This window comes from Flavobacterium sp. UBA7680 (assembly GCF_002482975.1).
GTDB lineage: Bacteria > Bacteroidota > Bacteroidia > Flavobacteriales > Flavobacteriaceae > Flavobacterium.
Window position 1 is genome coordinate 17,400 of sequence record NZ_DLHA01000004.1, and the last position, 11,454, is coordinate 28,853.

The 11,454-nt window shown below is 33.9% G+C and carries 9 protein-coding genes; 2 read left to right on the forward strand and 7 right to left on the reverse strand.

Features of this window, described 5'->3' with window-relative positions:
• Positions 1–16 precede the first annotated feature (16 nt).
• Positions 17–634 carry a thioredoxin family protein gene (locus B3C18_RS00590; protein WP_291140762.1) on the forward strand — a complete coding sequence of 206 codons (618 nt, stop codon included), beginning with the start codon at positions 17–19 and terminating at the stop codon, positions 632–634.
• Positions 635–1,005: 371 nt separating this feature from the next.
• Here the strand turns inward: B3C18_RS00590 and truB are convergent, their stop codons facing one another.
• The 7 genes from truB to B3C18_RS00625 all read right to left on the reverse strand — a co-directional run bounded on the left by truB (position 1,006) and on the right by B3C18_RS00625 (position 7,866).
• On the reverse strand, positions 1,006–1,698 hold the full coding sequence (gene truB, locus B3C18_RS00595; RefSeq protein ID WP_291140765.1) for a tRNA pseudouridine(55) synthase TruB: 693 nt from the start codon (positions 1,696–1,698) through the stop codon (positions 1,006–1,008).
• Entirely contained in the window at positions 1,698–2,495 is a 798-nt protein-coding gene (locus B3C18_RS00600; protein ID WP_291140768.1) for an undecaprenyl-diphosphate phosphatase, read from the reverse strand. The genes truB and B3C18_RS00600 overlap by 1 nt, the downstream gene beginning before the upstream one ends.
• Before the next feature lie 83 nt (positions 2,496–2,578).
• Positions 2,579–2,833 carry a DUF3098 domain-containing protein gene (locus B3C18_RS00605; RefSeq protein ID WP_256636214.1) on the reverse strand — a complete coding sequence of 85 codons (255 nt, stop codon included), beginning with the start codon at positions 2,831–2,833 and terminating at the stop codon, positions 2,579–2,581.
• An 85-nt stretch (positions 2,834–2,918) separates the two neighbouring features.
• Positions 2,919–3,794: a cell division protein FtsX gene (locus tag B3C18_RS00610; RefSeq protein ID WP_291140777.1), complete on the reverse strand. Its 876-nt coding sequence runs from the start codon at positions 3,792–3,794 to the stop codon at positions 2,919–2,921.
• A 317-nt stretch (positions 3,795–4,111) separates the two neighbouring features.
• Entirely contained in the window at positions 4,112–4,702 is a 591-nt protein-coding gene (locus tag B3C18_RS00615; protein ID WP_291140780.1) for a molybdopterin-dependent oxidoreductase, read from the reverse strand.
• A gap of 18 nt (positions 4,703–4,720) precedes the next feature.
• On the reverse strand, positions 4,721–7,282 hold the full coding sequence (locus B3C18_RS00620; protein WP_291140783.1) for a TonB-dependent receptor: 2,562 nt from the start codon (positions 7,280–7,282) through the stop codon (positions 4,721–4,723).
• Positions 7,283–7,518: 236 nt separating this feature from the next.
• Positions 7,519–7,866 (reverse strand): winged helix-turn-helix domain-containing protein, encoded by a 348-nt coding sequence (locus tag B3C18_RS00625; protein ID WP_291140786.1) that lies wholly within the window; start codon positions 7,864–7,866, stop codon positions 7,519–7,521.
• Positions 7,867–8,143: 277 nt separating this feature from the next.
• On the opposite strand from B3C18_RS00625, the gene leuS reads away from it, so the two are divergent.
• Complete coding sequence (gene leuS / locus B3C18_RS00630) at positions 8,144–11,008, forward strand: leucine--tRNA ligase (protein WP_291140789.1); 2,865 nt, start codon at positions 8,144–8,146, stop codon at positions 11,006–11,008.
• Positions 11,009–11,454 lie beyond the last annotated feature (446 nt).

Here is an 11,454-nt window from a genome sequence, read left to right on the forward strand (position 1 = left end):
AGCAAAATAAACCTCTATGAAAAGCACTGTAGCCAAAGCATTATTCAACAGTCATTCTTATGCTGAATATCGAAAATTAGTTACTGATTTATTATCTGAAGGAAAATCAACAGGAAGCGAGCAGTCTGAAAGTCTGACCAATTATTCCAAATTGAACGAAGCCAGAATGAATCGATTAGAAAAAACAATTAAAATTTCTGAAGATGTTATTTCAAAACTCCAGCATCTCAATAATCATTATATCTGGCTTGTAATTTCCGAAGGCTGGTGCGGCGATGCGGCGCAGATTCTTCCCATTTTAGATAAAATGGCGCACGAGTCAAATAAGAAAATTGATCTTCGAATTGTACTTCGTGATGAAAACGACGAATTGATGAATCAATATTTAACAAACGGCGGAAGAGCAATTCCAAAAGTGATTGTGATTTGTAAAGAAGCCGGAATTGTTCGAACCGATTGGGGACCAAGACCAAAAGGCGCAACCGAATTAATGAACAATCATAAAAGAGATGTTGGCCCAATTGATGAAAAAATTAAAACCGATTTACAATTATGGTATCTCGCAGATAAAGGAATTTCTGTGCAGGAAGAGCTGCTCGAAATCATGGAAAATATCAAATATAATCGACTTTAATTGTTGATTACTTTTGTAATACTTGTCTGAATCCCTTTAGTGGTAAAGTGTTGACAGTAAATGTTATAATGTTTTTAAAAAATGTAAGAAAATATTTTTTTTATTAGAAAATTTTGTATCTTGCTATAACCAATCCCACTTCTATTATATATTTTTTGATTTACTCTTTTTATTGGTGTCTATTTTCTACTAACAATTAAAAATGCACTATTATGAAAAAGTTATTCGAAAGGTTTTATGATTTTTTCTCCATGTTCTTGTTTGGAGGGAAAAATGTTCCACACTATTGATTTGTAAAAGACAAATATGGTGTAACATTATTCTAGGAGTAGGCACATTACAAATTTCACATATGTAATGTGCTTCTTGTTTTATGAAGTAAGACTTTCTTCAAACAAAGTAATATCAATCGCATTTTTTACGTCATAATCGCCAATCTTTGTTCGGCGTAAAACCGTTAAATGCGAACCGGAATTCATTGCTTTTCCAAAATCGTAAGCCAGCGAACGAATATACGTTCCTTTACTGCAAACTACTCTAAAATCAATTTCAGGCAATTCTATTCTTGTAATTTCAAATTCGTGAATCGTAGTTTTTCTGCTTTCAATTTCTATAGTTTCTCCGGCACGGGCGTGCTCGTATAAACGAACTCCATCTTTTTTAATAGCCGAAAAAATAGGCGGTTTTTGATCGATTTCGCCTAAAAATTGTTTCACCGTTTCGTTAATTAAAGCTTCATCAATATGTTCCGTTGGAAAAGTCTGGTTGATTTCGGTTTCTAAATCATACGATGGAGTAGTGGCTCCAATATAAAATGTTCCCGTATATTCTTTTGCCTGACCCTGAAGTTCAGAAATTCTTTTGGTAAATTTTCCGGTGCAGATTAATAATAAACCTGTAGCCAGCGGATCTAAAGTTCCAGCATGACCAATTTTAAACTTTTTTTGAAGTCCGACTTTATTAATTAAAAGGTATTTTAATTTATTGACCGCTTGAAACGAACTCCATTTTAAAGGTTTGTCTATCAATAAAACCTGTCCGTCTAAATATTCTTCGGGTGTCATTATATAATGGTAAGCGGGTGAATGAAAAAGTGAATCAGCAATAAGATGATTCCGGCAAGAATTCGGTAATAACCAAAAACTTTAAAACCATTTTTAGTCAAAAATCCAATAAAGGTTTTAATTGCCAAAAGTGCCACAATAAAAGCAACAATGTTTCCAATAACTAATATATTGACTTGATCGTGAGATAATTCAAATCCGGCTTTATAATAATCGTGGCATTTTTTTACTGTTGCGCCCAGCATAGTTGGAACAGCAAGAAAAAACGAAAATTCAGCTGCTGTAGTTCTTGATAATTTTTGAGACATTCCGCCCACAATACTTGCACCGCTTCGTGAAACTCCCGGAATCATTGCAATACATTGAAATAATCCAATTTTTACGGCTTGTAAATAGGTGATTTCTTGGGAAGTTTCGGCAGTATTCGGGTTGTTGAACCATTCGTCGACTTTCAATAAAATTAATCCTCCAATTAAAAGAGAAACCGCAACTGTAACCGGATTTTCTAATAAACCATCAATAAAGTCACTAAGCAATAATCCTAAAACTACCGCCGGAATAAAAGCAACTAAAAGTTTAAAGTAAAAATCAAGCGTTTGAAAGAAACGTTTAAAGTATAAAACAACAACCGAAAGTATAGCACCAAGCTGAATAACAATCGTAAAAAGTTTAGTGAAATCTTCGTGTGCGATTCCAAAAAAAGAAGAGGCAATAATCATGTGACCAGTTGAAGAAACAGGTAAAAATTCTGTAATTCCTTCAATAATGGCAAGAACGATAGCTTGTAATGTATTCATTAGAAATTTTAGATTTCAGATTTTAGATTTCAGATTGTTCTTTTGGCTGCGCTCAAAGTTTTAATTGAAATCTATAACCTAATTTATTTAGATTTTTTGAAAATAGAATAAATCGTGATTCCAAAACCAATTAAAACCGTGGTTGGAGCTAAACGAATACGTCTAAAACTAAAAACATCCTCATTAAAAACATTCGGATTATCACTTCCACCGCCAGACATTAAAATAAATCCTAATGCAATCACACCAATACCAATTAATAAAATTTTGTAATTGATACCGTCAAAAAGGAATTCCTGTTTTTGCTGTTGTTCTTCTTTAATATTGTTGTTCTTCATTTTTTATTTTTTGTGACTTTTTAAGCGAAGCGAAAAGTTTTTGTTTTTAAGAAATAATCTAAAATCTGCAATCTAAAATCTAAAATTAATAAAGATCGTCAGTTCTTAAATTAAGGAAACGTTGTGTTGCAAAGTGTGTGCTTACCCATGTAATTAAAACGCCTAATCCGAAAACGGCCAATAAAACCAATCCAATTAAAGCTTTATCTTCTAAAATTCCTAAACCAGGGAAATTAGTTTCTACATAAAATAAAAGTCCAATTAAGCTGATAATTGCCAATAAAGCACCAAGCATTCCTAATTTTACGCTGCGTGTTACAAAAGGCTTACGAATAAACGATTTTGTGGCACCCACCATTTGCATGGTTTTAATAATAAAACGGTTGGAATGAATTGACAAACGCAGCGAACTATTGATTAATAAAACAGCAATTACAGTAAGGAAACCGCTGATAATCAAGATCCACATACTTACTTTTTTAATATTGTCGTTTACAAGGTTTACTAATTGTTTGTCGTAAACAATGTCTTCAATCATAGTGTTTTGACGTAGTGAGCTTTCGATTTTAGAGATACTGTCTCTTTCAACATAATCAGCTTTTAGGTGAATGTCGTAGGAGTTCAATAATGGGTTTTCGCCCAAAAATGTCAGGAAGTCTTCTCCAATAATATCAGTATGTTCTTTTGCTGCTTTTTCTTTGGTTACATAAACATAAGAAAGCGCAAAAGGAGCTCTTTTTAATTCTGAATCAAAAGCTTTGATAATACTGTCATTCGCTTCGTTTTTAAAGAAAACTGTCATAGCGATTTTTTCTTTAAAATCATCTGCCAGTTTTTTAGAATTGATAATGAATAATCCTAGTACTCCCAAAAGGAATAAAACCAAGAATACACTTAATACAACCGAAAAATAAGAGGAAATTAACCTGCGTTTTTGAAATTTATCAAAATTAGAACTCATAGATACTTAAATTATGTGGTAAAAATAATAAAGAATTTCTTTATTTAAAGTTAATAACAAACTTTTATACTATAAATGTACGATTTGATATTGAATAAAAGTTTTTATTTAACCGCAAAGTGCGCAAGGTTTTACGCAAAGTTCGCAAAGTAAAAAAAGAATAGCCACAGATTAAAGGATTCTCACAGATTAAAAAAATCATTTTAATCCTTTTAATCTGTGGCAAAAAAACGCAAAGTTCGCAAAGCTTTGTATTTAAAAAGCTTTGCGAACTTTGCGTAAAACCTTGCGCTCTTTGCGGTTAAACACTCAAACGATTATTTAACCTTGTAAACTTCAATACTTTTAAGCCAGTAAACATGGCGCGGCCCGGTTCTAATATCGTTTTTGCAGATTAAAATCATTTCGCCGTTTTTGACTGGTTTTCCGTTTTCTTCAAAAAGGACAAAAGTATTTTCTCCCGTTGGATTATTGAAAAGTTCTGCCCATGAAAAAGTCGCTTTATAATCGTCTGAAGCTCTGGCGACGATATAAAAGTTTCGGTCTTTATGATCGTTTTGTTTTATTTTGGCTTTTTCTAAAATATCTTTCAAAAGAACGCCTTTACAAGTTTTGACTTCTCTTTTAACCTCTCCGTTTTTACCAGTTATCTTGAGATTGTCAATTGTAATAACTTTCATATTTTTTAAAGAATCAACACTCAATTGTAGCGGAAATTCAACATCACCTTTTACTTCAATTTCATGATTTACCAATTTCAAACTATCTGCAGCAGAAAGTACAGCATGTTTGTCGTTGTCAGTTTTTGAAACTTTTTCAGTTGGAACTACATCTTCTTTTTTAGAAGAATTACACATTGTGCATGAAAATGCAACGAGCAGAATGAGAATATAATTTTTAGTTTTCATATAAATTATGATTTGTTATTAGATTTTGCTGGTTTCCCAAACTAAAGATAAATAATACAATCCGCCAATTGACGGTCCGCCAAGAATTGATGTATAAGGTTTATTTAAAATATTCGTTCCGCCTAATTTTGTAGTAAGGCCTGTTTTTTTGAAATTATAATTTACTTGTGCATCCATCGACCAATAAGCCGGAACAGTTCCGCTGACTAAAAAAGAAACATAATCAAAATTGTTTTGATAACGGGCTGTAGCACTTGCGCTAAGATTTTTCCAGATATTTTGAGCCAATAAAGTTCCGTTAACATTAAATTCCGGCGTATTGAAACCATCTTCTAAACCATCTTTATCGTCAGTTCTGTCGAGTTTGGTGTAAGTAAGATTGGTTAAAGCAGTAAAAGTTTGATCAATGCGGTATTTTAAACCTAAACTTCCGCCGTAATTGTAAATCTTACTTTTAGAATTAGTCCACAAACGGTAACGATTTTGCGTGTTTTTAGAATATAAAGCTGTCGGAATTTGATTTGGATCTGTAGTATTTGGAATACTGACTTCAACCTGAGCAATGAAATTTTTATAAGAGTTGTAATAAAAATCGGCATCAATAAAAAGATTTCGGTTTAATGTAATTCCTCTAAAACCAAACTCAAACGATTTTACAAATTCAGGCTGCAAATAGGTATAAGGATTTTTTTGAATCGTATTTTTATTCTTTTCAATGGCCTGCGCCTGTGTTAAACCGTTTGTATTTACATCACTGTTTACCTGCGCCTGAAATTTATCGATAGAAGCTTTTGTGTATGAATTCTCAAAAATGCCATCAGACATAATTCGTAAACCACCAACACGTTTTACGCCGCCGGAATTTACGTTTGAAAAGCCTTCAAAAATACTTGGAAATCGATATCCGTTTTGATACGAAGCCCTAAAATTGATTGTTTCTTTTGGAGAATAAACAGCCGTAAATTGCGGTGTAAATTTAGCATCAAAATAATCAGCTTTATCAATTCTAATTGTTGCGCCTAAACGCAGTTTGGAACGAAATAAATCTTTTGTTAATTGTGTAAAACCTCCTGTTTTTTGATATGTCAAATTTTCATCAGCATGAACGGGATTTATGAAATAATTTCCATCTGGAACAATAATGTAATTTCTGTAATCGAAACCGCTTAAAAGTTTAGCATCGATTTTTTCGAAGAAATCTACAAAAGCTTTGTCCCAATTGAATAAACCTTCGCCATGAACTAAAGTCGATTTTACACGCAAAGCTGCGCCAATATCCCAATTATTGATATCGATTAGTTCGTTTTTCTTGTTTTCATAAGCCTCGGTTCCCGGTTCAAATCGACCTTGATCAGATTGTGTTCTGGCAATTCGGTGTGCATCAGCAATAGAAGCGCCATTTGTAACCGCATTTTTATAAGCAATGCTGTAATCTGCGAACCATTTATCATCAGATTTATAAGCGCGATCCATGTTTTCGGCAAGTGAACGCATGTTATATGAGTTTCCGGTATTTTCGGTTGTAGCATACGCTTTTACCTGAAAAATAGGAGTGTGATAATCTACCGCAAACTGGTTTAAAGTATAATCGTCAAGCCTAAAACGGTTCGAACGCTGATAAATAGTATTGATTAAAGCAGTTTTATACGTTACAGAAAGTTCATTTCCTTGTTTTGGACGAAAGTAAAAACCAACATCAGCTTTGTAATTTTTAATATCATAATCAGAAATGTCTGTTTCGCGATAACCCGTTCTGGCAACAACATAATTTTTGCCATTTAAGTTTAATGTTTTTCGGTTTGCCGATTCGTTTCCGTAACCATTTACTTCATCGTAAGCCGGATTATCGGCACCAAATAAGTTGGTTGAAGCATTTGCATTTGGAGCCAGATCGGTTCTGTCATCTGCAACCCAATCAGTTCCTCCGGTTGAAGAAGCATTAATCTTAAAAGCCAATTTAGAATTGAAAGCTTTCGCCAATCTCAAATTAAACTGCGAATAAACTTTTGGAGAAAATCGGTCAATATTTCCAACATGATTTACGCCCGTTAATTGCTGTATGGCTATTCCTTGATATTCAAAGGGATTTTTAGTTTGAATATTCGCCAAACCATTAATGGCGTTCATTCCGTATAAAGCGGCGGCAGTTCCCGGAATAATTTCAATTTTATCAATATCGAGATCATTTGCGCCCAAAGCATTTGCAATTGGCGCACCCAGATGCGGAGCCTGATTGTCGATTCCGTCCACTAATTGTGAAAATCTAACATTGGTCGAATTGGCAAAACCTCTTGTATTTATAACTTTAAAACCTAAACTTGGTGTAATAATTTGAACGCCTTTTACATTTTCAAGTGCTTCATAAATACTTGCCGATCCCATATTTTTGGCTTCCGCCGATTTTAACTGCTCGATACTTATAGGGGAACGCATTAAATTTTCTGAACGTCGGGATGCTGTAATAACAACTTCGTTCAATTCTTCTTTCTTAATGCTGTCTTGTTTTGCTTTAGAATTTTCAGTTTGAGAAAAACTTTTCAAGCTTATAATTAGAAAAAACAGATATAGTTTTTGGTTCATGTTTTTGGTTTTATTTCAGTATGTTTTAAAATGAATACTGATGGTTAAAAAAATGGTTTTGGTTTGAACGTTTTTTTAAACACATAGTCCCGATAGCCATCGGGATTGATTCTAATAAAGATGATAAATAAGAAACTAGTTTCTAAAACATAGATTTTGCTATGTGTATTTGAAATAAGTGAAACGCCTTTTATAGGTAACTAAAGCTATATTTCTATGTGTTTAAATATTTAGGTTTAAAATTTTAGATTTTGAGTTTCCTTTTCAGCAAAATCTTTGATGCGTTTTTCGAGTTCATAAAAAGTAGTTATCGCTCTTTCTCCGGCTTCTGTCAATCGTGCGCCGCCGCCGCCTTTTCCGCCTAATAGTTTTTCAACAAGCGGACTTTTGGCACGCTGATTCATTTCTTCAACCAATTGCCAGGCTTGTCGATACGCCATTTTCATTTCTTTCGCAGCATTTGTAATCGAACCTGTTTTTCGAATATTTTCTAAAAGCCAGACTTTCCCAATACCAAGAAAGGCGCCCTCAGTTTCTTCAATCCAAACCCGAACTTCGATAGAATATTTTTTGCCGTTATTCATTCTGAACTTTAATTATTGACTTTGTAAAAATAATTGTTTTGATGTAAAAATATTCTTCTTAAACACTAATTTTTGAATGAATAAAATGTTTTGTCTACGTAATTAAAATGCAAACATAAGTATTTTTACTTAATTTAAAATACGTATTTTGTTATTTTATTTGTTTCTCAATGAAATAGCTTTGGTACAATGCGCAATAAATGTAAATTTGCGCCTAATAATTAATTTAGTGAAAAGCCTTAGAACCTTAGTAACTTAGAATCTTAGTCACTTAGAAATGAAGTACAATCCAAACGAAATTGACGCCAAATGGCAAAAATATTGGGCAGAAAATCAAACTTTTGCAGCAAAAAATAACTCTGAAAAACCTAAACATTATGTTCTCGATATGTTTCCTTATCCATCTGGAGCAGGATTGCACGTTGGGCATCCGCTGGGTTATATAGCTTCAGATGTTTATTCTCGTTTCAAAAGACACCAAGGCTTCAATGTTTTGCACCCAATGGGTTACGACAGTTTCGGATTGCCGGCAGAACAATATGCAATTCAAACAGGACAACGTCCGGAAGATACAACACGCGTAAATATTGACGGTGGAGTTGATAAAGAAGGAAAGCAAATTGCCGGATACAGAAAACAATTAGATAAAATAGGATTTTCATTTGACTGGAGCCGTGAAGTGCGTACGTCAAATCCTGATTATTATAAACATACACAATGGATTTTCATTCAATTGTTCAATTCGTGGTATTGCAGAAAACAAGGACAGGCTTTTGAAATTTCAGAGCTTGTAAAAGTTTTTGAAGAAAGCGGAAATGCATTAGTTGAAGCAGTTTGCGACGATAACGTAGCGATTTTTACGGCTGACGAATGGAATGCTTATTCTGAAGATCAAAAAGAAAAAATCCTTTTGCAATACAGAATGACGTATTTGGCAGAAACAGAAGTAAACTGGTGTCCTGGTTTAGGAACTGTTTTGGCAAATGACGAAATTGTAAACGGAGTTTCGGAACGTGGTGGATTTCCTGTTATAAGAAAAAAAATGACACAATGGAGTATGCGAATTTCTGCTTATGCCGAACGTTTACTTCAAGGTTTAAATGATATTGACTGGAGCGAATCTATAAAAGAATCCCAAAGAAACTGGATAGGGAAATCGGTTGGTGCTTTGGTGACTTTTAATTTGAAAAATCACGATGAAGTAATCGAGGTTTTTACAACTCGTCCTGATACTATTTTTGGAGTTACTTTTATGACTTTGGCGCCAGAACACGATTTGGTAGCTAAAATTACAACTCCAGAACAAAAAGCTGCTGTTGAAGCTTATATCGAAAAAACAGCAAAACGTTCTGAACGTGAGCGTATGGCGGATGTAAAAACTATTTCTGGAGTATTTACAGGAGCTTATGCTGAACATCCATTTACAAAAGAAGCTATTCCGGTTTGGATTGGTGATTATGTTTTGGCAGGTTACGGAACTGGTGCTGTAATGGCGGTTCCTTGCGGAGACGAAAGAGATTATGCTTTTGCTAATTTCTTTAAAGGTCAAAACGGAATGCAGGAAATCAAAAATATCTTCGCTAATGTTGATATTTCTGAAGCGGCTTACGGATCAAAAGACAATGTTGAAATCGCTGGTTCTGATTTCTTAAATGGATTAAATTACAAAGATGCAACAGCAAAAGCAATTTATAAGTTAGAAGAAATCGGACAAGGAAAAGGAAAAACAAATTACCGTTTGCGTGATGCGGTTTTCTCTCGTCAGCGTTATTGGGGAGAACCGTTCCCAGTTTATTATGTAAACGGATTGCCTAAAATGATTGATGCACAGCATTTGCCGATTATTTTACCAGAAGTTGAAAAATATTTGCCAACAGAAGATGGTTTACCTCCATTAGGAAATGCAGCAGTTTGGGCTTGGGATACAAAACAAAATAAAGTTGTCGATACAGATTTAGTTGATAATATTTCGATTTTTCCATTGGAATTGAATACAATGCCAGGCTGGGCAGGAAGTTCATGGTATTGGATGCGTTACATGGATGCGCATAACGAAAATGAATTTGCAAGTAAAGAAGCTTTGGCTTACTGGGAAAGTGTAGATTTATACATTGGAGGAAGCGAACACGCAACTGGACATTTATTGTATTCTCGTTTCTGGAATAAATTCTTAAAAGACAAAGGTTTTGCTCCAACCGAAGAGCCATTCAAAAAACTGATAAATCAGGGAATGATTTTGGGGACAAGTGCGTTTGTTTATAGATTGGAAGGAACAAATACTTTTGTATCTAAAAATAAAATTGGAGATCAAAAAGTACAGCCAATTCATGCTGATGTTTCAATCGTGAATTCTTCTGATGAATTAGACGTTGAAAAATTCAAAATTTGGAGAGAGGATTATGCTGATGCTGAATTTATTTTAGATGATAATGGAAAATACATTGTAGGTCGTGAAGTCGAAAAAATGTCGAAATCAAAATACAATGTAGTAACGCCAGATGATGTTTGTAACGAATACGGTGCCGATACATTACGTTTATACGAAATGTTTTTAGGGCCATTAGAGCAGGCAAAACCTTGGAATACCGCAGGAATTTCAGGAGTTTTTGGTTTCTTGAAAAAATTATGGAGATTGTATTTTGATGATAATGGCTTAATCGTAAACAACGACGAACCAACAAAAGACAACTTGAAATCATTGCATAAAACAATCAAAAAAGTAGCAGAAGATATCGAGAATTTCTCTTTCAATACTTCAGTTTCTCAGTTTATGATTTGTGTAAATGAATTGTCTTCTCAAAATTGTCATTCAAAAGCGATTTTAGAACCGTTAGCTATTTTGGTTTCACCTTATGCACCGCATATCGCAGAAGAATTATGGTCACAGTTAGGACATACAACTTCAATTTCAGAAGTTGCTTTCCCTGCTTTTGATGCAAAACATTTAGTGGAGACAAATAAAGAATATCCAGTTTCTTTCAACGGAAAAATGCGTTTCACAATCGAATTACCTTTGGATTTAACCGCAGCACAAATCGAAGAAATCGTTATGAAAGACGAAAGAACGTTAAAACAATTAGACGGAAGAACTCCAGATAAAGTGATTATCGTTCCTGGAAGAGTTATTAACCTTGTAGGGTAATAATTTTAAATTTCAATATAAAAATTCCAAATTCCAATTTTACGATTGGAGTTTGGAATTTTTTTTTGCATCTTGTTTTGTCAGTCTGAGCGAAGTCGAAGACCACATAAGTAACTCTACAAAGATTGGCGATTTTCTTTGCGGAGCTTCTTGCGTGGTCTTCGACTTCGCTCAGACTGACAATGCGTAGAGTTCCTAAGGATGACAAGATTGCGAAAAAAACTTTGCGTACTTTCTCGATAATTATCGGAATCGCAAGAAAAAAACTTCCAAACTTTGCGAAAAACCTTTGCGCACTTTGCGTTACAAACCCTTACCAGCATTGGAATTTGGAATTTTTTTATTGAAATTTTCATTTTCGTTGTAACATTTTAATAGTTCTCGTATCCAAAGGACGGATCCGATTATTTAACAACTTAAAACTATTAAAAATGAAAAAGTATATC